Origin of the sequence: Peptidiphaga gingivicola, assembly GCF_001652275.1 — a bacterium.
GTDB lineage: Bacteria > Actinomycetota > Actinomycetes > Actinomycetales > Actinomycetaceae > Peptidiphaga > Peptidiphaga gingivicola.
Genome location: NZ_LVZK01000001.1, coordinates 685350 through 706861, shown reverse-complemented (window position 1 = coordinate 706861; position 21512 = coordinate 685350). Strand labels below are relative to the sequence as shown.

22 protein-coding genes, 1 tRNA gene and 1 riboswitch are annotated in these 21512 nt (G+C 63.7%); of the genes, 8 read left to right on the top strand and 15 right to left on the bottom strand.

Annotated elements, in window-relative coordinates:
• Positions 1–31: 31 nt before the first annotated feature.
• The 7 genes from A4H34_RS02880 to dcd form a co-directional block, all read right to left on the bottom strand.
• Entirely contained in the window at positions 32–736 is a 705-nt protein-coding gene (locus A4H34_RS02880) for a DUF3137 domain-containing protein (protein WP_009197850.1), read from the bottom strand.
• Between the two features lie 332 nt (positions 737–1068).
• Positions 1069–1965, bottom strand: a complete 897-nt coding sequence (locus tag A4H34_RS02875; RefSeq protein WP_009197852.1) for a GNAT family N-acetyltransferase — start codon at positions 1963–1965, stop codon at positions 1069–1071.
• Between the two features lie 230 nt (positions 1966–2195).
• Positions 2196–3029 (bottom strand): ABC transporter ATP-binding protein, encoded by an 834-nt coding sequence (locus A4H34_RS02870; protein WP_064231015.1) that lies wholly within the window; start codon positions 3027–3029, stop codon positions 2196–2198.
• Positions 3026–4675, bottom strand: a complete 1650-nt coding sequence (locus tag A4H34_RS02865; protein ID WP_064231014.1) for an ABC transporter permease — start codon at positions 4673–4675, stop codon at positions 3026–3028. The genes A4H34_RS02870 and A4H34_RS02865 overlap by 4 nt, the downstream gene beginning before the upstream one ends.
• Positions 4676–4793: 118 nt before the next feature.
• Positions 4794–5816 (bottom strand): thiamine ABC transporter substrate-binding protein, encoded by a 1023-nt coding sequence (locus A4H34_RS02860; protein ID WP_064231013.1) that lies wholly within the window; start codon positions 5814–5816, stop codon positions 4794–4796.
• Positions 5817–5850: 34 nt separating this feature from the next.
• Positions 5851–5952, bottom strand: a riboswitch (TPP riboswitch).
• A gap of 74 nt (positions 5953–6026) precedes the next feature.
• On the bottom strand, positions 6027–6323 hold the full coding sequence (locus A4H34_RS02855) for a DUF4235 domain-containing protein (RefSeq protein WP_064231012.1): 297 nt from the start codon (positions 6321–6323) through the stop codon (positions 6027–6029).
• A 143-nt stretch (positions 6324–6466) separates the two neighbouring features.
• On the bottom strand, positions 6467–7060 hold the full coding sequence (dcd, locus tag A4H34_RS02850) for a dCTP deaminase (protein ID WP_064231011.1): 594 nt from the start codon (positions 7058–7060) through the stop codon (positions 6467–6469).
• Positions 7061–7290: 230 nt separating this feature from the next.
• Here dcd and A4H34_RS02845 point away from each other — a divergent pair.
• Positions 7291–7364 (top strand) — tRNA-Gly (locus tag A4H34_RS02845).
• A gap of 156 nt (positions 7365–7520) precedes the next feature.
• Positions 7521–8441 carry an NAD(P)H-dependent flavin oxidoreductase gene (locus A4H34_RS02840; protein ID WP_082903020.1) on the top strand — a complete coding sequence of 307 codons (921 nt, stop codon included), beginning with the start codon at positions 7521–7523 and terminating at the stop codon, positions 8439–8441.
• A gap of 263 nt (positions 8442–8704) precedes the next feature.
• Here the strand turns inward: A4H34_RS02840 and A4H34_RS02835 are convergent, their stop codons facing one another.
• Positions 8705–9496 (bottom strand): DUF6882 domain-containing protein, encoded by a 792-nt coding sequence (locus tag A4H34_RS02835; protein ID WP_064231010.1) that lies wholly within the window; start codon positions 9494–9496, stop codon positions 8705–8707.
• A gap of 266 nt (positions 9497–9762) precedes the next feature.
• On the opposite strand from A4H34_RS02835, the gene A4H34_RS02830 reads away from it, so the two are divergent.
• Together A4H34_RS02830 and A4H34_RS02825 are read left to right on the top strand one after the other, a co-directional pair.
• On the top strand, positions 9763–10191 hold the full coding sequence (locus tag A4H34_RS02830) for a (deoxy)nucleoside triphosphate pyrophosphohydrolase (RefSeq protein ID WP_040322959.1): 429 nt from the start codon (positions 9763–9765) through the stop codon (positions 10189–10191).
• A 190-nt stretch (positions 10192–10381) separates the two neighbouring features.
• The gene (locus A4H34_RS02825; protein ID WP_009197860.1) at positions 10382–11002 is read left to right on the top strand and encodes a TetR/AcrR family transcriptional regulator; all 621 of its coding nucleotides are present in this window, start codon (positions 10382–10384) and stop codon (positions 11000–11002) included.
• Between the two features lie 102 nt (positions 11003–11104).
• Here the strand turns inward: A4H34_RS02825 and A4H34_RS02820 are convergent, their stop codons facing one another.
• Genes A4H34_RS02820 through A4H34_RS02795 form a run of 6 tightly spaced genes read right to left on the bottom strand, consistent with a single transcriptional unit; the run spans position 11105 to position 16429 of the window.
• Complete coding sequence (locus A4H34_RS02820; protein WP_064231009.1) at positions 11105–12160, bottom strand: tetratricopeptide repeat protein; 1056 nt, start codon at positions 12158–12160, stop codon at positions 11105–11107.
• The gene (locus A4H34_RS02815) at positions 12157–13140 is read right to left on the bottom strand and encodes a vWA domain-containing protein (RefSeq protein WP_064231008.1); all 984 of its coding nucleotides are present in this window, start codon (positions 13138–13140) and stop codon (positions 12157–12159) included. Before A4H34_RS02815 ends, A4H34_RS02820 begins: the two co-directional genes overlap by 4 nt.
• A complete protein-coding gene (locus A4H34_RS02810; RefSeq protein ID WP_138587145.1) occupies positions 13140–14111 on the bottom strand; it encodes a vWA domain-containing protein in 972 nt (323 codons plus the stop codon). The genes A4H34_RS02815 and A4H34_RS02810 overlap by 1 nt, the downstream gene beginning before the upstream one ends.
• Positions 14105–14542, bottom strand: a complete 438-nt coding sequence (locus A4H34_RS02805) for a hypothetical protein (RefSeq protein WP_009197864.1) — start codon at positions 14540–14542, stop codon at positions 14105–14107. The genes A4H34_RS02810 and A4H34_RS02805 overlap by 7 nt, the downstream gene beginning before the upstream one ends.
• The gene (locus tag A4H34_RS02800; RefSeq protein ID WP_009197865.1) at positions 14532–15425 is read right to left on the bottom strand and encodes a DUF58 domain-containing protein; all 894 of its coding nucleotides are present in this window, start codon (positions 15423–15425) and stop codon (positions 14532–14534) included. Before A4H34_RS02800 ends, A4H34_RS02805 begins: the two co-directional genes overlap by 11 nt.
• A complete protein-coding gene (locus A4H34_RS02795) occupies positions 15422–16429 on the bottom strand; it encodes an AAA family ATPase (RefSeq protein ID WP_009197866.1) in 1008 nt (335 codons plus the stop codon). Before A4H34_RS02795 ends, A4H34_RS02800 begins: the two co-directional genes overlap by 4 nt.
• Before the next feature lie 277 nt (positions 16430–16706).
• On the opposite strand from A4H34_RS02795, the gene A4H34_RS02790 reads away from it, so the two are divergent.
• Together A4H34_RS02790 and A4H34_RS02785 are read left to right on the top strand one after the other, a co-directional pair.
• Positions 16707–17588 carry a hypothetical protein gene (locus tag A4H34_RS02790; RefSeq protein WP_064231006.1) on the top strand — a complete coding sequence of 294 codons (882 nt, stop codon included), beginning with the start codon at positions 16707–16709 and terminating at the stop codon, positions 17586–17588.
• A gap of 242 nt (positions 17589–17830) precedes the next feature.
• Positions 17831–18649 (top strand): YwiC-like family protein, encoded by an 819-nt coding sequence (locus A4H34_RS02785; protein WP_082903019.1) that lies wholly within the window; start codon positions 17831–17833, stop codon positions 18647–18649.
• A 154-nt stretch (positions 18650–18803) separates the two neighbouring features.
• On the opposite strand, the gene hisC is transcribed toward A4H34_RS02785, so the two are convergent.
• Positions 18804–19859 carry a histidinol-phosphate transaminase gene (gene hisC / locus A4H34_RS02780; RefSeq protein ID WP_064231005.1) on the bottom strand — a complete coding sequence of 352 codons (1056 nt, stop codon included), beginning with the start codon at positions 19857–19859 and terminating at the stop codon, positions 18804–18806.
• 223 nt (positions 19860–20082) lie between these two features.
• Between hisC and A4H34_RS02775 the strand changes: the two genes are divergently transcribed.
• The gene (locus A4H34_RS02775; RefSeq protein WP_064231004.1) at positions 20083–20469 is read left to right on the top strand and encodes a phage holin family protein; all 387 of its coding nucleotides are present in this window, start codon (positions 20083–20085) and stop codon (positions 20467–20469) included.
• Between the two features lie 219 nt (positions 20470–20688).
• A complete protein-coding gene (locus A4H34_RS02770) occupies positions 20689–21483 on the top strand; it encodes a MerR family transcriptional regulator (RefSeq protein WP_064231003.1) in 795 nt (264 codons plus the stop codon).
• Positions 21484–21512: the final 29 nt, after the last annotated feature.

Below are 21512 nucleotides of genomic sequence, written 5' to 3'. Positions count from 1 at the left end.
CGTCGGACCGGCGAAAAGCGCCTAGGCGCCTCTACCTCCGGCCGAAGAAGAACCCGGGAACCCTCGCGAGCCATTCGTCCATGAGGCTTGCGTACGCAATGGAATCCTCTGATTTGTAGTTGGAAAGGCGAAGAAAAGCTTCCCCTCCCGCGATCTCCATGTGCATCTTCCGCATCCGAGCCATGAGGAACTCCTGCATCGGCCCGGTCAACAACGCGTGGGTAGCCTGCTCATCCTCGGATTTGACGTCGAACTCCTTGTTGAACGCCTGCCACTCCGTGTTGATGTCGTTGTTCGCTAAGCCGAAGAACCCCTCCGGCTTGATGTGCATGCGCGGCAGCGGCCCAGGCAGAGAGTAACGCAAGAACGTGCACCTTTTCTTTTCCTCGTCCTCGCCGTGCCTTTCAACCCATGTGACTTCGTAATAGAGGGCGGTTCCAGCCGCCGCGGGGATGACGACGACGTCGCGGGCGACGTGCCTCCTCCCGGCGAGCCCGAAGACGTGGCGAGTGGCCTTCCCCAAGTTCGCGTCCGCCTTGATGTAGCGGAATCCGTGGGATTCGGCCCACTTTTGGCGCCGCATCTGCTGCAGAACTGCAAGCCACGCTCCCACGAGCATTATTACGACGACGAAGGCTCCTATCAGGATCTTGACCCCGATCGGGGTGCCGGACGACGACGCGTTGCTGGCGGCGTCGTTCGCGGCAATGCTCGCAAGCACATTGAAACTCATCATTTCCTAACCTCTGACTGCGGTCCGATGAATCAGCGCGCCGGCCCCCTGAAGAAGAACCGCGGGACCATGGCAAGACATTCGTTCATGAGGCCCGCGTATGCGAGCGCCGGCTGACAGTCGCAAGTGTATGTGGACCGCAGTGCAAGATTCAGCCCGCTTGGCGTGGACCCTTCCCCACGGGCGAGGTCCGACGTCGGCCCGCCGCGTCGTCGCACTCGGCGCGAAATCGAGGCCGCAGCTCAGTCCAGGGCCTAGGTGCGCGGCTCAACCAGGCCGCAAGGGCGCAAGCCCAGGCGACAGGGCGCAACCACAGCCTAAGCCAGGGCCGCCGGCTACAGCTCGATGAGGCCCGCCAATGTGGGCAGCTCCAGCACGACGTGCCGCGCCGTCACTCGAAAACCGACGGATTCGTAGATGTCGATTGCGCCGGTGTTCGGGGCTATGACCGTGACATTGAGGTAGTGGACGCCCTCGCGTTTGAGCCCCTCTGCCATCGCGAGCAATGCGGCTTTCGAGTGGCCGTGCCCGCGGTATCCCTCGTAGACGTGAAGGTCCCAGATGCGAGCGTCCTTGCCGTCGATTTCCACCCACATTCCGCCTATCGTCGTCGAGTCGACGCAGATCGCCATGAGGGCGTGCCCTGGGGTGGCCACACCGTCGGAAAGCCGCTCCCTTGCTTTCATCAAAACGTCCCACGAGCCGCGCATCGGGCACGAGCCGGACGCCAGAGCGAGATGACGGTCCGCCGAACGCATGGTTCGCTCCAGGAACGTGTCGAGCTCGGCCGCCGTCATCGATCGGACGTGGATGTCGTCGTACGTGCTGGTCAGGTGGACGTCGGAGATGGGCACGGCAAGCCTCTCCGATATCTCACGCGAGGGAAGCTCGGCGAGGCCGCGCTCCCCCGGGAAGACCTTCATCGCCACCGGCCTGTCGTCACACGTCGCAAAGATCTTGCGCACCCATGGGGCTGGGTCGCCGGTTATGCGCGAGGCCACAACCTCCGGTTCGTCGCCCAGGCGCAGCCACATCCATTCGCCCGCCTCCGAGGTGAAAATGCGGGAATCGCGCGGCACCCCGACGCGAAACATAGCCGCCTTCCTCATTTTGTACTCGGCGAGATGCCCTTCGCGCAGCGCGCCGCTAGCCACGCGCACCCGAGCCATGTGCTCGACTGCGCGCGGCAACCACGACCCCACGTCGGCGGGGGCAATCTCGGCGATGCGCATACCGCCAATTCTATTGCCGCTAGGACGTGGGACCTATATCCTCGTCGATTGTGGGAGCATGTGCGAATGGGGCGGGTAAGACTCATCTTTTCCCAGCGTCTGCCGGCTGCATCGTCGGGCGGCCCCATCTTCGACCGCCGTTGCTTCGTCGTCCTTTCCTTGGCCGTCCGCGAACCGCCCGCACGATCGGTCATTCCGATACCAGCGCGGTCATTTCGACACGAGCGCGGTCATTTCGACACGAAGCGCCCGTCTTTCATGACGACGACGCGGTCGGCGACCCGCCGGGCCTCCTCGTGGTCGTGCGTCACGTACAAGGCGCCGATTCCCGTCGAATTGCCCGCCCCGGCCAAAGCGTCCGTCTCCGTCAAGGAGTCCGCCCCGGCCGAAACGCCCGCCCCCGTCAAGGCGTCCGCCCCCGTCAGAGCTCCGGTTCCGGTCAGAATCCTCCGCAGCTCAAGCGAGAGCGCCTCGCGAAGGTCGCGGTCCAAGGCCGAAAGGGGCTCGTCCAGAAGCATGAGCGCAGGCGATCGCGCAAGAGACCTCGCCAGAGCGACCCGCTGCGCCTGACCTCCCGAAAGCGTTGTGACTTCGCGCTTTTCATATCCGGGAAGCCCAACCAGTTCGAGGAGCTCGGCAACCTTTTGGCGTCTGGCGCGCCTGCGCTCCCGGACGGTGCGCAGGCCGAAGCCCTCGATTGGCAGGGCACGCCCGCGGCCGTCAATCCGCCGGACGCGCCTACGGCTCTCGATTCCATAGGCGACGTTTCTGGCCACGTTCCTATACGGGAAGAGCAAACCGTCCTGGAAGACCATTCCACAGTCCCGCCTGTGCGGAGGCAGCCGCGAGACGTCGACCCCACGGATGCGCACCTCGCCGCTAGCGGACTCCAGCCCCGCAATTCCACGCAAAAGGCTGGATTTTCCCGAGCCCGACGCACCGAGCAAGGCGACGATCTCGCCTTCGGCCACGGTCAGGTCGACGCCGTCGACGGCGACGTGCCCGTCGGGATAGACGACGCTGAAATCGGCGACCTGCAGAAGCGGCGCATTGGCCTCGCTCACTTCAATTCCTCGATTCTTGCCATTGTCTTCGATTCCTCGACCCTTGATTCGGCTGATCTCTTCTCTGTCGACGCGGCCTCTGCAGCCTTTTCGGCTCCGGGCATCCTCGCATCGGGCCCTGCCGGCAGCTCGCAGAGGAACATGACGAGCGCTGTCAGAAGCCCCAGAATCACACTGGCAGCGAGCGCCATCCCATAGTTGGCGGCGCCCGGCCGGTTGAGCAGACGCGAGATGAGAACGGGAAGGGTGTCGTTCTCGCCGCTGACCAGGAAGCTCGAGGCGCCGAACTCACCCAGGCTGATCGCAAGGGCGAAGCCTGCGGCGAGCATCAAGCCCTTGGCGGCGAGGGGAAGATCGACGGTCCGCAGAATGCGCGCGGGACCCGCGCCGAGCGTCGCGGCGGCTTCGCGCAGGCGCGGATCGATCGCACGCAGCACCGGCAGGAGGGCGCGCAGCGCCATCGGCACGGCCACGATCGCTTGAGCGAAGGGCACGGCCTCGCTTCCCAGTTCCAGCGGCGGGCCTCGAAGCGCAATGAGAAAGCCGAATCCGACCGTCACAGACGAGACTCCCAGCGGCGCCATGGCGAAAGCCTCCGCGAGGGACTGGCCGATGCGCGCCCGCCTGGTTCTGGCAGGCCGCGAAAGCGCGAAAGCCAACGGGACGCCGACGGCCAAGGCTACAAGCGTCGCGTACGCGGCGGCGCGCAACGAGTTGCCAAGGGCCTCGATCACGGTCACACCGCCGGTGAAGCCCGATCCGGACGTCGCCAACTGCCGGTAGTTTTCGAGACTCCACGCATCCGCGTGAACAAGCGAACGGGCGATGAGCGAGGCTATGGGGGCGAGAATCAGCGCCAGAATCACGACGGCGGTGAGCGCGACGGCGGGCGCATCCGCCAGGCGCAGCCTTCTCTTGCGGCGCGCCATGCGCAGGGCCGCAGAGCGGGAGAACCGCGACGAGACGACGAGGGCGAGCGCCACGATGACAAACTGCACGAGCGAGAGGCCGGCTGCGACGTCGAAGTTGAGCCGATTGGTGCGCGCCCATATCTCCGACTCCAAAGTGGACACCCCGCCCAGAGTCATCACTATTCCGTAGGCGGTGGAGCAGAAGAGAAAGACGAGGCTGGCCGCGCCCGCGATCGCGGGCGCGATGGCGGGCAGCGTCACCGTGCGGAAGACTCGGACGGGCCCGGCGCCCAGCATCCGCGCGGCGTCCGCCGAGCGCGGATCGAGGCCCGCCCACATCGTGCCGACCGTTCGCACGACCACGGAAAAGTTGAAGAACGCCATCGCGGCGACCACGGCCGTTTCGGTCCCGTCGAGCTCCAGGAAGGAGTATGCGCCGTCCTTGCCGAGCAGGGAGCGGAAAGCCACGCCGACGACGACGGTTGGGAGGACGAAAGGCACGCTCGCCACAGCGCGCAGGGCCCGCTGCCCGGGAAAGCGGCACACATAAAGGGCGTAGGCCCCGGGGATCCCGAGGATCACGGAGCCGAGCGTTCCGGCGGCGGCCATCCGCAACGTCGTCGCAACGAGATCCCACGTGCGCGGCGAACCGAGCGTTTCGAGGGCGCGAGGCGCGACGCCACGGGCCAGCATCGCCCCGACCGGCCATGCGAAGAAGACCGCCAGGAGCGCCATTGGAAACCCCACGGAGGCCGCTGTGGCGATGCCCGTCCCCGGGGCGCGAGGACGGGCGCCCCGGGGACGGGCCGCGGCGGCTCTCGCCCTCAGAATGGCAGCGTCCTTCTACGATCCGTCATTTCGCGATCGCCGCCCAATCCTCGAGCCATTTGTCGCGGCTTGCCGCCGCCTTGCCCGGATCGGGCACGATCGGATTCTTCGCCAGCTTGGCTTTGGCGGCCCATTCGGCGGGCAGCTGCACGCTGGAATCCACCGGATACATGTACATCGACGTCGGAATCGCGCTTTGAACCTTCTTCGAAACCATGAAATCGACGAAGGCCTTCGCGCCCTTCTCGTTGTCGGTTCCCTTGACCACTCCGGCGTACTCGATCTGGCGCACGCACGTCGACTCGATCACGCCGGTGTCCTTCGCGAACGCGGGCGACGAGGCGTAGGACAGGACGAGAGGATAGTTGCCTTTGCCCTCTCCAGCCGAAAAATCGACGTTGTAGGCGTTCGTCCAGTCGGATGCGACGTGGACGCCGCCCGCCGCCATCCGGCTCAGGTACCCCTTCGCGTCCTCGCCCTTCACAGTTCTCACACCCGCAAGGTAGGCGAAACCGGTGGTCGAAGCGTTCGGATCGATGATCGAGAGGAGCTTGGAGTACTCGGGCTTCGCGAGATCGTCCACGCCCGTCGGCTCTTTGACTCCTTTCTCTTTGAACCATTTGTGGTCCACGTTGATGCACACGTCGCCGCGGTCGACGGGCGTCAGCCCTTTGACCCCCTTGATCTCATACTCCTTGGCCGATTGCGGCAGAGCCGGCGAGGCATAGTCGACGAGCAGTCCCTCGCCGGCGGGAATCCCGGCCGTGTAGCTGTCGATTCCGTAGACGGCGTCGTACTTCGGCGATTTCTTCGTGAGGACCAGTTGATTGGCGACGCCGGCGTCGCCCGCGGGGGTCGTAACGAGCTTGTATCCCGTCTTCGACTCGAACTCCTTAACGAGTTCCTTGGGAAGATTGAACGAATCGTGCGTGAGCACGGTGACGGTTTTAGAGTCGGCTTTTTTTGCCTCAGTCGATTCACCCGAGCAACCCACCATCGCGAGTGCCGCAACTAGGCAGGCGGCGGAGCGAAGTCTCTTGCGTATCATTGCTTCCTCCATTTCAGGAGGGCCCGCCGCCTTCGGCGGGGAGAGCTCGACTCCCTTCGCCGGTGCTAACCGGATCAGGTTCGAGGGTCTGCTTTCGCACTCTCAGCGCCCTTGTGGCGCTCCCCTGTCGCACGGACAATGCTACAAGCAAAGGCTTCTAGCGTTCAAAAGTCGGCCAAACGCACGGGTGAGCGCCTTCGGCCTCAGACGTCACTTCGATTTCGAAGAGCCTTTTGATTTCGAGGAATCTTTCAAACCGGCAGCGAGCGCATCGCTCAGCCCATACCAGCGCGCCGCCCGGCGCAGAACCAATTCGTTGACCACAGCGCCCACGGTGGCCGATACGACTGAAAAGACCAGCGCGGTGCGAAGAGGTTCGGAGAAATCGTTCTCCTCCGGCCGAGCGCGGCCGGAGACCGACTTCCACACCACGTCCACGGCCTTGTTCGCGATGATTCCCGAGACGATGCCCGCGCCCGCACTGACGAGCTTCCATCCAATGTCCATAGGGGACTCCCTTCTTGTCGTCGCTGGTCATATTATCGCGTGATCGAGGATGTCACGCGACTTTCCATCCACAGCGTCCACTTGCCATCCACATCATTCGCTATGGTCCGCTGCGCAATTGCGATCCGTGCCCGTCGCACTCGCTATTTGATGGGAGCGTCGCCGACGTCGATTCTGTGGAAGTTGAGATGAGATCGCGATGCGGTAGGGCCACGCTGGCCCTGATATCGCGAACCGCTCGCACCCGACCCGTAGGGCTTGTCCGCCGCGGAAGAAAGCTGGAAGAAGCACAGCTGCCCCACCTTCATGCCCGGATACAAAATGATGGGCAGCGTGGCCGTATTGGAAAGCTCAAGGGTCACGTGGCCGGAGAAACCCGGGTCGATGAATCCCGCCGTCGAATGGGTGAGCAGCCCTAGCCTGCCCAGGCTCGATTTTCCTTCGAGGCGCGCGGCGACGTCGTCGGCCAAAGTAACCGTCTCGTAAGTCGATCCCAGAACAAACTCTCCCGGATGCAAAACGAAAGAACCCTGGGCCGGAACGTCAACGAGGCGAGTGAGCTCAGACTGGTCGGCAGCGGGATCGATGACGGGATAGCGATGGTTGTTGAACAGCCGAAAAAAGCGGTCAAGATGAACATCGACGCTCGAAGGCTGGATCATCTGCCGGTCCCACGGCTCCAGGCGGACTCGACCCGAGTCGACGTAGGAGAGGATGTCACGATCGGATAGAAGCACGATTCAAGGGTATCTAACGAGCTGGCTCACGGAACTTCATCCGTTGGCGCGCCTAATTTTGCAGGCGAGTGACACAGCCAGCAGCCCTCTCGAACGAAGCAAGCAAAGGTTATCTTCGAGCATCACCTATTTGTTTTGTTCCACGTGCTCAGCCGGATGCCGCGCCGGCTACGTGCTCAGCCGGATGCCGCGTCAATCGGTTTCATCTGATAGAATTTCATCTGCGTCATGCGGGCGTAGTTCATCGGTAGAATGGAAGCTTCCCAAGCTTCAGAGGCGGGTTCGACTCCCGTCGCCCGCTCCATCGGAGCCGAAGCGCAATCCTCTGTCATTCAAAAACACCAAAAGCCCAAATAGGGCGATCGCTCTTGACGGTTTTCTGGAATGCGCGTAAAAAAGAAAGATGACAGTTCAACTACTTCACACGCGATACCCGCTCATTCAGGCTCCCATGAACTAGATGACGAACGCAGAGTTCGTCGCCTCCGTGGCTTTGAGCGGCGCTCTTGGAACGCTGGGGCCGAACGCGGGGCAAACGTCCCTGACGAGCGATCCCGTCCAAACCGCGGATCGCCTGCGACACGAGATCCTTAAGGCTCAAGAGATCTTAGACGCGGCTCCATCCGTTCCTGGGAATCTCGCGGTGAACGTCGTCGTTCGCGATCCAAACGCGACGATCGACGGCGATCCTTTCTTGGGGCCGTGGCTTGCGGCATGTTTCGATACGGGCATCAACGCGTATGCGGTAGTCGGCTCCCCCAATCCCCACGTTTTCGACGCGATCAAGAAGCACGGCGGCACCATCGTTTTTCGCCCTCTCACTCCGACGGCAGCAGCCGCCCGCCAGGCCGAAGCATTGGGAGCGGACATCCTGGTAGCAACGGGGCGGGAAGAAGGCGGCTTGCTTCCCGATGGGCCAATGGGTACTTTCACCGCTGTTCCAGCCATGGTCGACGCCGTCTCAATCCCCGTTTTCGCGGCTGGCGGCATCAACGACGCCAGGAGCGTCACCGCCGCTTTCGCCTTGGGTGCGCAAGGGGTCTACGTCGGATCTCGTTTTCTCGCGACGAAAGAATCCCCCGCTGCGCAAGCTGTCAAAGACCTCATTCTCGACTCCTCCGGCGAGGATCTCGTGGAGGTTTCCGAAACTCAACGCTCGCTGCCCACCCCCGCCGCCCTCAGGTACGCAGCGGAATACGCGGCGAGCCACGACGGCGCCCCGATCGAGCAGGATCTCATGAAAAAGGGCGGCCTACGGCCGGGAATGCTCGTCGGCGATTTCGACGAGGGAGTCGTCACGGTTAACTCTGGGATCGGAGTCATCCAAGACATTCCCACCGTCGCGGAACTTGTCGAACGCCTCGCCTCCGGCATCGCCTAAGCGTGATACCCGGCATCGCCTAAGCACGGTACGCCGCTCGAAGTTTCCCATCACGTGACGCGGGAAATCACTCGAATGCGAGCGCGACTTGCGCTCGCGAGTTTCCGGCGCCATTCAGGCTCTATCGGCATGCGAGCCTGAATGGCGCCGGAATTCGTTCATACAGGGCGAAGCCGCCCACCATCTCAACCATATGTGAGTCTACACAGGGTCACCTCACACATTCGGGCTTTCGCACACTCAAACTCTGGCGATAGAGGTGTTTACCAAGGCATTTCGTAGGAGTCGGCTCCTCGTTTACTCGGCAAGGCGTCGCCCGAAAGCTTGCGCATTTCGACGTCGCGAAGGTTGCCTTCTCCGTCTCGCTTCAAAGCGATCTCAACGGATTGGCCCTGTTTGGTCAAACGCCACCAATCTAGGCCCACCTCCGTGAGCTGTGCCCCCATTAGCCGAGCAAAACCATCGAGAGACCACGCGGGATCGTCGACGCGGGGAATGATGTTGGGTAAGTAGCCCACAGCTTCGAGGAAATCCACGAACAGCGCCTCGCGCGGAATGTCCCATATCGCGATCGTCACCCGATTTCCGAACACATTCATCGAAGGCATGTAAAACCGATAGTCGGGCCCGAAGAGGTCGCTCACGCAGCACGCCACGTCTTCCGCCAACTTTGAGACGACGCCGAACGGGCCGGAGTCGGATCGGTACTCGACCTCCTCCGTCGCAAACTCGCTGAACCCCTGCTTCTCGCCGTATTCCTTCATGGCGAGGGCGATCGGATGAGCGACCGTCTCCTCGTTGAACCGGGGGCACCATCCCCACATCAGCGTGGTCGGCAGGGACGCGACCGACGCGACTATGGCGCCGCGCATCACGAGCAATCCGCGGGAAGACTCGACGGTCACCCGGTTCGTCTTCCGATCGAGTCCCATCCTGTAGTTTTCCCCGTAATTTTCCTTCAACCATCGGAAAAACCGCTCCTGCACCGTCCACGTCCACAGGCACGCGTGCTGTGCCACCCAGTTGATCTGGCGAAGTCCGTGCTCGTACAACATGCACTCCAGTGTTTCACAAGACAGCCGCAGTTGTTCCATGGGGCGGCCCCGTCAGCCGCCTTATTCGCTCGGGCGGGCTGTTCGGCGCCCGGCCGGAGCAACCGGTCGGGGCTCTGACCGCTCGGCCGCAGGCTGGCGGCTCATGCCCGTCCAGCCAGGGCTCGGGCATCGTGCGTCCCTTGTCAGTCCCCGGCATCGTGCCTCCTGACAATCCTCGGCGGCGCGGCGTCGTGCACGGCGACCTCTCCTCTGACATCGTAAACGGGATGTCAGCACTCATCGTCGCCGCAGCGATCTTCGCGCACTCTCCGCGCGGGCTTCGCGTTTTGGCCGCCCAACGCTCGTATCCGCAAGAGCTCGCCGGCTTGTGGGAGTTTCCCGGCGGCAAAGTCGAGCCCGGAGAGGATCCCGAAAGCGCTCTGCGCCGCGAATTGCGCGAGGAGCTCGGGATCGAGGTGTCTATCGCGGCCGGCGTCGGCGTCGTCGCGGGGCCCGACGGCGACTGGACCCTTCCCGGCGAACGCCGAATGCGGCTGTGGGCGGCGTATGCGAAAGGCGAGCCGCGCCTTGGCCAGAGCCATACGGCGCTGCGGTGGCTCGGCGAAAGCGACCTGGAATCGGTCCCTTGGCTCGAGGGCGATCTGCAGATTCTTTCGCCGCTTGCCCGGCTCATGCGCTCACTCGGGCGGCCGTGACGCACGGCGGCGGGCGCCCCAGAAGCACACACCGCGAGCAGACGCACACAGCAAACTGACGCACACAGCAAACTGACGGGCACAGCAAACTGACGGGCACAGTGAACAGGCAAAGCGAGCAACCGAGGGCAAACCCGCGGGCACAGCAAATTGGCATAAAGTCACCAGACCGCTGACGTATCCTTTCGCCATGCCGAAAATATCGGGGAAGAACCTTTCCGAACATCGCGAGCGCACACGCGAAGCGCTCTTTGCCGCCCTTTCCGGCCTCATGGCCGCAAAGGGCTTCGACGCGATAAGCATGAGCGATTTGGCAAACGAGTCCGGCATCGGCAGAACGGCGATATACAACCATTTTTCCGACAAAGAAGAGCTGCTTCTGGCTTACATTGAGTTCGAAGTGAACGCCTACATGGATCGCATCAACTCCAAGCTGGCGCGGACAGACTCACCCCTGAACAGGTTGCGTGTCTATGCGCGCGAACAGATGCTGGCCAAGCGCGGCTATTTCTTTTCGCCGGGGGCTCCTCTGCGCGACGTCGTCTCGAAGGAGACCGCCGTGGCTTTGCGCGAGCACGCTTCCGTCACGGGAAGGCTGTTTCGCCGAATACTCGACGAATGCATCGAAGCGGGCGCCATCCCCGATCAGAACCTCGACGTCACCGTCCAGCTCCTCCAAGGGGCGCTGACTGGCCGCCGTGTACCCGAGGACGAGCCCGCTCGCTCCGCTTTCCTCGACGCGACCGATCGCTTCGTGCTGCGTTCGGTCGGAGCCTCCGTGCCGGACGACCTCGCCTCGCTCAGCCCCTGATGCGTCTCGCCCCGCCCTGAGCCCGACAGCCTCAGGCGCGAGCCGCTTTCGGTCCGATGGCGGACGGCGACCTTCCGTTCACGCTCCGGCCTCTTGCAGCGTTTACCAGTTGACTTTGTAGCCTCCGCCGTTTCTCTTTCTGCGCGCCTCCTCGTCGCCTTCACGGTTCCTCTCTTTGAGCTTGTTCTCCTTTTCGTCCGTCTTCGGATCGTTCGACGGCGGTGCGGGCGTGGGGGAAGCGCCCCCGGGCTTGGGATCCTGGCCCGGGTCACTCGGATCGGAACCCGGCGATTGCGACGGGCTCTGGCTCGGATTCTGACTCGGGCTTTGATTGGGATCCTGACTCGGATTCTGGCTCGGATTTTGACTGGGGCTTTGATTGGGATTCTGGCTCGGATTCTGACTGGGGCCTTGATTGGGATTCTGGCTCGGGTTTTGACTCGGATTCTGGCTCGGATTCTGAGTAGGACTCGGCGAGGGCGGGTTCGCCTTCTTGTCCTGGCGGTCCTTGGACTGTTTGTTCTTGTTGTTCTTTGAGCAAGGGGCCATCGTCGAGGAGGCCTGCGCGAAGTCCTTTTTTGCGGCCCCCTTGCGGCCGGCGGACTTGGACTGGTCTCCGCGTTTTTCGTAGGCGAGAGAGAGATTTCGCCTGACTTTGCATTCGGGCCCGTCTGTCTCGGCGATTTGGTTGCCGGACCTCTTGGACTTCGGCGCCCTGTCCAAAGCGATCGAGAGGCTGCCGATGGCTTCCGAGTATTTCTTGCCCTTGGCCAAGGCGGTGCCAAGATTGAAACGCGTCTCCCAGCCCTGCAGGAAGCTCGGCGTGATGTTCATCGCCAAGCGGTAGCGCCCCGCGGACGCCTCAGGATCGGAGTCATAGGCCATACGGGCCCAGCGCGGGAGCAGGAACATGGCCGTGCACCACAGCGTCAGCAGAATGACCACCGCGCCGCCGCCCCACTTCCACGCTCTCATTCTGCGCAGGGTTGTGGGCGCGATGTCGCCTTCCGCCAGGTTGACGCCTTCGCTCAGCATCAGGCCGACGTCGTCCGTCGCCGACCCGTCGCCGCCGGCAGCAAGCGGGTTCTCGCCCGCGCTCGGCCCCGCCTGGCCCTGGCCGGGCCAGCCTTCGTACGCCGCCGTCTCGTTCTCGCTCACTTTCGCCCCACTCTCAATCGGATGCGCGGCATCGTCACGGCGATCTCCCAAGCCGCGAGCACCGCAAGCGCGATGCCGGCGGGCCATAGCACCGGGCTGCGTTCCTCACGGCCGTCGCTGGTGCGCTGCTCCACTTTGGACACATCGGGCACGTCGATCGTCTGGCCCGGCGCCGTGCGATGCATGTAATTGACCTTCAGCTGGCCCGCCGCTGCTTTGAGTTCCTTCTCATCAATTTTCGAAATGGCCGTTTGCCGGGTTTGCGGGTCCTCAATGTAACTGCCCGTCCCAGAGCCCGTCCCGGAGAAGGTGGTTTCCTTCATCGGGCCGCCGGCCGCCGTTCCGTATCCGAGGACGCCTCCGTCGTCGATGAGGTTGCGAATCTGGTCGTAAGTTTTCTGCTGCCCTTTGTCGCCGCGCGGCTCGCCGTCGCTGAATACATAGACGAGCTGCACCGACTGGGGGTGGCTGCGGCGGGAACGCTCGAGCTCGCGCTTGAGGACCTTGACCGGGCGGTACACCGAGGACCCGTTCGAATAACCCGACTGCTCGGGTTTGACCGTTTGGACCCAGGATTCGACGGCGGCGACGTCGGTGGTGATCGGAAGCTCTCTGGTGGCCCCGGAGTTGAACGAGATGATCGAGTACCTGGCGTTGGGGATCCGGGAGACTATCTGGCGAATGTCCGCCCTCACGCCTTCCAGGCGGGGCTTCTTGCCGTCGTAGTCCTCCGCGTTCATCGAGCCGGTTGTGTCGACGACGAAGAAGACATTCGCCCCTCGCACCGTCTTTTCCCGGGGGAGCGCCACGCTCGGGGCCGCGCCGATGGAGGCGACCGCCACAACCATGAGACCCCGCCTCGTCCAATCCTTCCAAGCGCCCTTGCGCGAGGCTTTTTCGCGGTTCCAGCAAAAGAAGCACGCACCCAGCCCGAGAAGGAGAAAAAGGGCGACGAGCCAGACGGGCCATATCCACATCATCACAGCCGGTACCTCCACGCCAATCCGATGATTAGAACGACGGCGATTCCCGCAAGCGCGGGCCAACGGCCCGGCGTGTCCACGACGCTGACATCCGCGGCGCCGGCCAGCTCCTTCTTGTCTTGGGCTTGAACTTCCTTGACGATCTGATCGCCAGCCCGGGCGCCTCGAGCGTCGTACACCTTCCCGCCTATCCCCTGAATCGTCGAACGGAACTCGTCTCGGCCCTGCGGGTATCCGCTGATGAGCAGCCCCAGAACGCGAATCTTGCGCTTCTGGGCTATGCTCGCGGCCTCCTTCAGCTCGAAGGCCGGGCTGCCTTCAAGCCAGTTGTCTGTGGCGAAGAGAATCGTGCGGGAGCGGTCCTTGTCTGCGTAGTCGAAGCTCTGCGTGCAGCTGACCAGCCCGTCGCCGATGAGCGAGGCGCCTGTGAACCGGTCTCCCGCGGAAGTCCTCGTGTACAGGTCGTCGACGTCTCGGCCTCCCTGGAGGACCTTCCTGACGCGGCCCAGCTCTTCCTTAACCATCGCGTAATCGTCGGAAAGGGGGAACACGACCGTCGAGGACCGGTTCCACACGACGAGGGCGACCCGCTCGCCGTGGAACTGATCGACCATCTCCGCGAACGTCTTGAGGACCTGAGCGTCGAACGCCTCGACGGACCCCGAGACGTCAAGGCAGAGGATAAGGTCGCGCGAAGCCAATTTGGATGAATGGGTCCTCAACTCGGACGGCCGCGCCGCGATGACCGCCGAGGAAACGACAGCCGCCCCCATGGCGGCGACCAGAACCGCAGCCGCCAGCCGCAGCCTCGTCATGCGGCTGCGATACCTCGCGCCCCGGCGCAGGAAGCGGGTGTGCGCAACATAGGAGACGCTCCAGGCGCGCCGGTCCTTGCCGAGGAACCACGCGGCGAGCCCTATGGCCGCGGCAGCAAAGCAGATCAGGGGAATCGCCCAGGGCACTACCACGATGAAACCTCCTCAACTGCGCGCCGGACGGACTCTTCGGCGTCGGCCTGGCTCACGGGGCCGAAAGCCGGCTGTTCCCACGACTCGAGCAGCCCGCACACCGAAGTGAACTTTCCGCTCGCCCTGAGATCGGCGACGGTCCACGTGCTCAGATCCCGCCCCGCCCTTTCGCCGAGAATCTCACGCATGGTCCGCGAAAGAAGCTGATGAAGCTCGCGCAAGTCCTCCGCTCGAATCGATTGGAGCGTGGAAATCCAACGTTCGCGCTGTGTTTGAACGACCGGGGCAAGCTCGATCTGCAGCCCGCGCCGCTTGGCGTAGGCGTAATGCCAGCCCACAAACCACAAGATCGCTGCGAGCACGACGAGGCCGGCCGTCAACGTGACGACCCCGGCGCCCGGCTCCGGCCGAAACAACTCGTTACTTTGCATGATGTTGCCTCTTCAGCAGGCCGACGACGACGGGCAGAATATCCGCAGACGAAGCCAACGACGCATTGAGCACGCCGTAGCGGGCGAGCAGCTCGGACGCGCCCCACTCGCGCATCGCGCGCTCCGCCTGGACCTCGCGCTGCAATTCGACGTCCTCCCGCACGTACTCGGGAAGGAAGAGGTTTTCCTCTATGTCGGCCATTGCGGCGATGCCCTCGGCGGTCAGGGGCATGTCCTCGATGCGGACCACCATGAGCTCGTGGCGTTCGCGGATCCGGCGAAGGGTGAATTCCTCCGCGGGAGCCGGCCAGAACTGGTCGGTGACGAGAATGACGAGCGAGCGCTCCCTCGTCGTCTTCAACAGGTAATCGACGACGGCGGTGACATTCGTCTCCGCCTGCGCCTGCTCGAAGGCGTGCTCGGTGCGATCGAGCAGGAAATCGAGATGGCTCAAACCGTGGCGGGCAGGTAGGCGCATCGCCCCCGCGGAGTTGCCGTAGACGAGGCCCACTCTGTCGCCGCGGTACGAGGCGAGATAGGCCAGGGTCTCCGCCGTCGCGAGGGCGATCGCCGATTTCTCCTCGCCCGACGGCGCCAGCGCCCGCATTTCGAGGCTCGTGTCCATGAGCAGCTGGGTGAAGACGTCGGTGTCGCGCTCAAACCGCCGAATGATGGGCTTTCCGGCGCGCGCGGAGACCTTCCAGTCGATGTCCCGGACCTCGTCCCCCGGCTGGTAGTCGGTGAGGTCCTCGAAGTCGTTTCCCTTGCCTGTGAGGATCGAGGTGTGCGAGCCCTCGAAGAGGCCGGCCGCCCGCCTGACCTGCGGAAGCGACAGGCGGGCGCGTATGAGCGCCATCCTCTGGCCTGCTGTCGTGCGCGTCATGGCGTCGGCACCGCGTTGAAGACCATGTCGATGAGCGCCTCAGGCGTGACGTCGTTGGCCAGCGCGTCGAACGTCCGAACCAGGCGGTGGCGCAGCACGGCGTGCCGCAGCTGTTTGACGTCGTCGGGAATGACGTAGTTGCGCCCCGCCTGAAGCGCCAGGGCCTGGCCCACCTGCATGAGCGAGAGGCCGCCGCGCGGGGAGGCTCCCACCCGGATGTTCTCCATGAGCCCCTGGATCGGCCTCGGCCCGCCGCCGCGGGTGGTGTTGACGATCGCGACGACGTACTTCTTGATGGCGTCGTCGACGTAGACCCGCTGGACCGTGTTCTGAAGGAACAGAACGTCCTCCGTAGTGACCGGATTCTCGCCCCTTCTTCGGTTGAACGTGCCCGTCGCCGTCCTCGTCAGAATCTCGACCTCTTCGGCGGGCTTCGGATAGGTCAAGACCTCCTTCATGAGGAACCTGTCCATTTGGGCTTCGGGGAGGACGTACGTGCCTTCCTCTTCGATTGGGTTCTGCGTGGCCATGACGGTGAAGGGGCGCGGGAGCTCGTAAACGGCCCCTCCGATAGACGTTTGGCCTTCTTGCATCGCTTCGAGCATCGCGGACTGCGTTTTCGCGGAGGAGCGATTGATTTCGTCGAGGAGGACGACGTTGGCGTGCACCGGCCCGAGCTGCGTCGTGAAGGTGCCGGTCTCATATGAGTACATCTGCGTGCCGACGATGTCGTTGGGCATAAGGTCCGGCGTGCACTGGATTCGCGAGAAGGTCCCCGACATCGCGGAGGCGATCGTCGTGGCGGCAGTGGTCTTGGCCAAGCCCGGCACAGACTCAAGCAACACGTGCCCCCTGGCGAGCAGGGACGTGACGAGGGCCGTGTACAGCGCGTCCTGCCCCACGACGCGGCCCCTGAAGGTCCCGTGGATCCTCTCAAGCAAATCGGCGCTGCGCGCCAAGTCCGCGGCGCTGATGTCGCCGGACGCCATTTCTTTCATTGCCATGCCTTCCAGACTCGTCAATTGGGCGCCTGCACACTCTAACCTGGCGCACGCACACTCTACAATAGCAGCGACCGCCGACAGGGGCGGGGGCCCTGGGCAGAAGGCTCAGGAGCCGCAGTCCGCCCCGGGAGATTCTTTCAGATCTAACCTCCTCGTGAGAAACGGCGTCCGAAAACGGAAGCCGCGTCTCACAGTGGACAGAACTAGCAAGAAGGGCGCTCGGTAGGTTACTTTTGGAATGTTAGGCAGGCGATCTGAAAGGACGGTGATCAGGCAAATGAGCTCTGCGCCTGACAATCCGTGGCTCGATCAAGGCTCTTCGCAATGGCCGGAGCAGCCCCCCGAGTCCCGCCGCCCCCTTTACTTCCTCGTTTTCGCAGCAGGAGTATTGCTCCTCACATTGATGGCCGTCTTTTACATCAAGGTCATACGCGACGGGCGCGACGCCGCCGACCCCGACAAAGATCCGAAGGCGACGTCGACGACCGCAGACGCACCGTCGACCGCGAAGACGACCACGCTCAACGCCAACGGCTCGCTGGAGGAGGCCCGCGAGGCCGTCTCGCAGCTCAAGGAAAAGAGCTCGTGCACGGCCAAAGACGACGCCAAGAGCCTGACCGTCTTCATCCAGGCGGCGAAGAAGGAAGACAAGCTCAACAAGGAACGGAAGCTCGCCACGTCCACGCTGGCTGCGCTGTCGAAGAACTGCGGCGCCGAGTACACGGTCGACCTGACGAAGCAGATGAAGAAGAGCACATCTGAAGTCTCCGACCTCGTCTCGGACCGCTCGTGGTGGCACCTCGCGAGCCCCGCCCCCAGCGGCGCCAAAGACGTAACCGAGTTCACCACCGGAAAGCACAACATCCGCTGCAAGTTCGACGACGACGATGAGAGCGTCTCCTGCTCAATCTACATCTACGACTACCCCTCTCCCGACGGCTGCGAGAACAAAACGGCCACATACCATTTGAGCCAGGCAAAGGAGGCGACGGCCGACTGCAATTCGGCGCTCAACTCCTCCATCCAGGTCGCCTACGGCTCAACCGTCTCCCACAATGGAATTTGGTGTTCCATTTCCCAGGAGCAGGGGATCACCTGCACCAGCGAGCTCTCCGGCAAAGGATTCCAGCTCAAGCGAGCCGCGGCCCGGCTTTTCTGAGGGGTTATCCGATCGGCCCTTCCGCCACGTTTAGCCTTCTGACCGGCTCTTCCACCCCGTGTCCGGACTTCTGACCGGCTCTTCCTGTTCCTAGCCGCCCTTGCGAGCCGGGAAACCGCGTACGGCCCGTCAACCTTATTGCAGTGTCGCAGCCGCCCTTACGAGCCGGGCGACCACCCTCCCGAACTCGGAGAATTAGGCTCCCCTTACCTTCTTTGTGTCTCGGACGGTAGACTTGGACCATGACTTCCACAACCATCGGCAAGTCCTCGCCCGGGGCTTCGCGCAATAAGCGCAGGAAGCGGCGTAACGCGAGGCTGTGGATTCCGCAATACCATGGCGCGTGGGCGATGGTGACGATTCCCCCTTTGGTCGGCGTCGTCGAGGGCGGCTTTCGGCCTGTCGAGATCGTGGTCTTCGCGCTGTGGTTCGTCGGATACTTCCTTTTTTACAGCGCCACGGTGTGGCTCAAATCCAGGTGCAAGAAACGCTACTTCCCGCCGGTGCGGCTCTACGGGCTGATCGTTGCGGCTTTGGGCTTGGCCTCGCTCGTCGGCGCACCCTATTTGTGGCGGTGGGCGCTCGTCTTTTCACCGCTGGTGGCCATTGCGGCGTGGGAGGCGTGGAAACGCGACGAGCGTTCGCTGATTTCGGGCCTCGACACCATCGCTGCCGCCTGCCTCATGATCCCTGTGATGTTCGACATTGCGGGCGACGGCGCCCCCGGGTTCGCCGCCTCGCCCCGAGCCTGGCTGTTGACCGCCCTCTTCTTCGGGTATTTCGCCGGAACGCTTTTCTATGTCAAAACGAACATCCGCGAGCGCGACTCGAACGTCTACCTCGCCGCGTCCGTCCTCTGGCACGCCTCGTGGGCGGCGGCTGCGTTCGTTCTCGCATGGCGCGGGGAGGTCGGTTGGATTCACGCAGCCGTGTGGCTCGCCATCGCGATCCGCGCCGTCGTCGTGCCGCTCCTCGCACGCGCGGGCAGGCCCGTGAGCGTCAAAGCCATCGGCTTCGGCGAAGTCTTCACCTCGCTGGCCTTCGTGCTCACCGTCTTTTAAGCGCTTCGGTCTCTTTTGGCGCTGGACGCCAGCTGCTCTCCGTGCCCGCCGTTTCCCCAATGTTCGATCGATGCTTGGCACCCTCCGTTTTTGAGAACGCTCGCTCCAACGTCTTAGTAAGCGCTTGTTCCCGCACGCCGCCCGTCCGCCGCGCTCAAAGAATCGACGCGACGGCTCTGAGCAGGCGCAGCGAGCCCTCGGTCTCGCCCACGCTGACGCGCACGCCTTCCTGGCCGAAACGACGCACGGTCACGCCTTCGTCGAGGCACGCGTTTTCGAGGGCCTCGCCGAATCCGGCGAGCCAGACGAAGTTCGCCTGGGAGGCTGGTACGGCGATGTCGTGCGCGGCGAGGGCCGCCACGAGGTTTTTGCGTTCCTGAATGATCACGCCGCACCTTGCCCGCACCTCCTCCTGAGAGTGCAAGGCGGCACTCGCGGCGATCTGGGCGAGGGCGTTGACGCCGAAAGGCGTGCCGATCGCCCTCAGCCCGGCGATCATCTCCGGGTGCCCCAGCCCGTAGCCGACGCGGATCCCGGCCAGCCCGTAGGCTTTGGAGAAGGTCCGCAGCACGATGAGGTTCGGATGCTCGCGCAGCAGCTCGTCGGAGCGGACGGCGTCGTCCATGTCCACAAAGTCGATGTACGCCTCGTCGAGCAGCACGGGCACGCGCTCGGGGACCTTTGCGAGGAATGCCGCCAGATCGGTGTGTTTGAGGGCGACGCCGGTCGGGTTGTTGGGGCTGCACAGCAAAAGCGCGCGGGTGCGCTCGGTGACGGCGGAGAGCAGGCCCGGAAGATTGTGCGATCCGTCGGCGTTGAGCGGCACCTTGACGGCTGCTCCCCCGGCAGCCTGAACGGCGATCGGATACGCCTCGAAGGAGCGCCAGGGAAGCACGACCTCGCCGCCCGGCGTCACGACCGCCTGAAGGATCTTCTCGATGAGAGAGGTCGACCCGTTGCCCACGACGACGCCGTCGTCGACCCACTTGTGAAACCACGAAATGTCGTGGATCAGCCCGGTGGCGAACATGTCCGGATACCTGTTGAGATCGCCGACGGCGGCTGAGACCGCGGCCTGGACGGCAGGAAGGGCAGGGAAAGGGTTCTCGTTGGAGGAGAGTTTGACGACGTCGGTGTTCGCGCCCTTCTTGCCGGGCACGTAGGCGGGAAGGCCGAGGATCTCAGGGCGGAACCACTGCTGCTTGCTCATGTATCTAGTGTGCCCCGCGCGGGCGGCGCAATGCGAGCGGCTCTTCGACAAGGGAAAGCGAGCGGCCCTTCAACGGCGACAACGCGAACTGCCCTTCGACGAGGCAACGCAAGCAGGACCCTCCAACGGCAGCAACGTGAACTGCCCTTCGACGGGGCCAGCGGAGGGCGCAATCAAACCGACGACCCAGGCAAATTCCAGCGCTCAGCCTTAGGATTGCTGCATGAGATACCTAGTTCGCGCAGCAATCAACGCCCTCGGCCTGTGGCTATGTGTGCTTTTCGTACCGGGCATCAGCCTGCACGGCTTGGGCACCAATCGGGACATCGCCCTCTACCTCTTGGCGGGGGGAGCGGTCCTCGGCGTCGTCAACTGCCTGGTCCGCCCGATTCTGGTGATCTTGTCGATACCGCTGTACATTCTGACGTTGGGCCTGTTCTTCTTGATAGTCAACGCCGCAATGCTCAAGCTCACCGCGACTCTCACCGCCGGGTTCGACATAGGCGTGACCGTGACCACCTGGGTGGCGGCGATTATGGGAGGAATCCTCCTGTCCTTGTTCAACACCTTCACCGACGCGCTACTCCCGGAGGAGTACCGGCGACGCTAGGCCTCCGGCGCGTGCCTTCTGGGCGTCGCTTTCGGCCTCTCGCGGCCGCACCCGGTCAGGTCGCAGTCCGTCGCAACTTCCGGTTTCTCGCGGTCATGCTCCGTCATCCGCGGGGCCGCGCCCTTCCCGCGGCCGCTGCAACCCCAAACCGAGACGCCCCTTTCGCCGTTTTTGCGCCGCGTTTGACCCTCACGCGACGTGAGGTTGGAAGCTAGAGCCATGGGAGAGAACATGCAGGAGCTGACCGTGGGCCAGGTCGCCGACCTCGTGGGCATCAGCGTTCGCACGCTTCACCACTGGGACGAAATCGGCTTGGTGACACCGAGCTTGCGTTCGTGGTCCGGCTACAGGCTGTACACCCGGGAAGACGTGGAGCGCGTCCAGCGCGTGTGCCTGTACCGGGAAACCGGCATGGCCCTGGCGCGGATCGCCGAGCTGCTCGACGAGCCGGGCCTGGACGAGCTCGCGCATCTGGCCAGGCAACGCGAACTGCTCCTCGAACGCATCTCCCATCTGCGGCAGAAAGTCTCCGCAGTAGACCAGATTATGGAGACAATGAAGATGGGAACGAATCTCGACCCCGCTCAGAAGGCAGAACACTTCGGCGGCTGGGATCCCGCGTGGCAAGAGGAAGCTCAGGCCAAGTGGGGCGACACCCCGGAATGGCGCCAGTCCGAGGCCGTCAAGGCGAAGATGACGCCACAGGACTGGTTCAGAGTCGGCAGAGACACCCAAGCACTCGAGCAGTCCTTGGGGCAGGCCAAGCGCGACGGCGTCAAGCCCGGCTCGGATCGGGCGAATGAGCTCGCCGAGGCCCACCGCGCTTCGCTCGGCACGTGGTTCGACGTGACGCATTCCAAGCACGTGCTCATCGCGCGCGGGTACGTCACGGACGACCGGTTCCGCCAGTACTACGACGAGATCGAGCCCGGCCTCACCGACTGGCTGAAGTCGATCATCGACGAGAATGCGAGGGCAAACGGCGTCGACCCGACGACGGCGACGTGGCAGTGACCCTGCCGACGGTGCCCTCCCGCCGCTTG

What these genes read in the sequence shown, in the direction of transcription:
- A4H34_RS02880 (WP_009197850.1), bottom strand. Translation starts at nt 736, where the DNA reads ATGATGAGTTTCAATGTGCTTGCGAGCATTGCCGCGAACGACGCCGCC.
- A4H34_RS02875 (WP_009197852.1), bottom strand. Translation starts at nt 1,965, where the DNA reads ATGCGCATCGCCGAGATTGCCCCCGCCGACGTGGGGTCGTGGTTGCCG.
- A4H34_RS02865 (WP_064231014.1), bottom strand. Translation starts at nt 4,675, where the DNA reads ATGGCGCTCCTGGCGGTCTTCTTCGCATGGCCGGTCGGGGCGATGCTG.
- A4H34_RS02860 (WP_064231013.1), bottom strand. Translation starts at nt 5,816, where the DNA reads ATGATACGCAAGAGACTTCGCTCCGCCGCCTGCCTAGTTGCGGCACTC.
- A4H34_RS02855 (WP_064231012.1), bottom strand. Translation starts at nt 6,323, where the DNA reads ATGGACATTGGATGGAAGCTCGTCAGTGCGGGCGCGGGCATCGTCTCG.
- A4H34_RS02840 (WP_082903020.1), top strand. Translation starts at nt 7,521, where the DNA reads ATGACGAACGCAGAGTTCGTCGCCTCCGTGGCTTTGAGCGGCGCTCTT.
- A4H34_RS02835 (WP_064231010.1), bottom strand. Translation starts at nt 9,496, where the DNA reads ATGTTGTACGAGCACGGACTTCGCCAGATCAACTGGGTGGCACAGCAC.
- A4H34_RS02830 (WP_040322959.1), top strand. Translation starts at nt 9,763, where the DNA reads ATGTCAGCACTCATCGTCGCCGCAGCGATCTTCGCGCACTCTCCGCGC.
- A4H34_RS02825 (WP_009197860.1), top strand. Translation starts at nt 10,382, where the DNA reads ATGCCGAAAATATCGGGGAAGAACCTTTCCGAACATCGCGAGCGCACA.
- A4H34_RS02815 (WP_064231008.1), bottom strand. Translation starts at nt 13,140, where the DNA reads ATGATGTGGATATGGCCCGTCTGGCTCGTCGCCCTTTTTCTCCTTCTC.
- A4H34_RS02805 (WP_009197864.1), bottom strand. Translation starts at nt 14,542, where the DNA reads ATGCAAAGTAACGAGTTGTTTCGGCCGGAGCCGGGCGCCGGGGTCGTC.
- A4H34_RS02800 (WP_009197865.1), bottom strand. Translation starts at nt 15,425, where the DNA reads ATGACGCGCACGACAGCAGGCCAGAGGATGGCGCTCATACGCGCCCGC.
- A4H34_RS02795 (WP_009197866.1), bottom strand. Translation starts at nt 16,429, where the DNA reads ATGGCAATGAAAGAAATGGCGTCCGGCGACATCAGCGCCGCGGACTTG.
- A4H34_RS02790 (WP_064231006.1), top strand. Translation starts at nt 16,707, where the DNA reads ATGAGCTCTGCGCCTGACAATCCGTGGCTCGATCAAGGCTCTTCGCAA.
- A4H34_RS02785 (WP_082903019.1), top strand. Translation starts at nt 17,831, where the DNA reads ATGACTTCCACAACCATCGGCAAGTCCTCGCCCGGGGCTTCGCGCAAT.
- hisC (WP_064231005.1), bottom strand. Translation starts at nt 19,859, where the DNA reads ATGAGCAAGCAGCAGTGGTTCCGCCCTGAGATCCTCGGCCTTCCCGCC.
- A4H34_RS02775 (WP_064231004.1), top strand. Translation starts at nt 20,083, where the DNA reads ATGAGATACCTAGTTCGCGCAGCAATCAACGCCCTCGGCCTGTGGCTA.
- A4H34_RS02770 (WP_064231003.1), top strand. Translation starts at nt 20,689, where the DNA reads ATGGGAGAGAACATGCAGGAGCTGACCGTGGGCCAGGTCGCCGACCTC.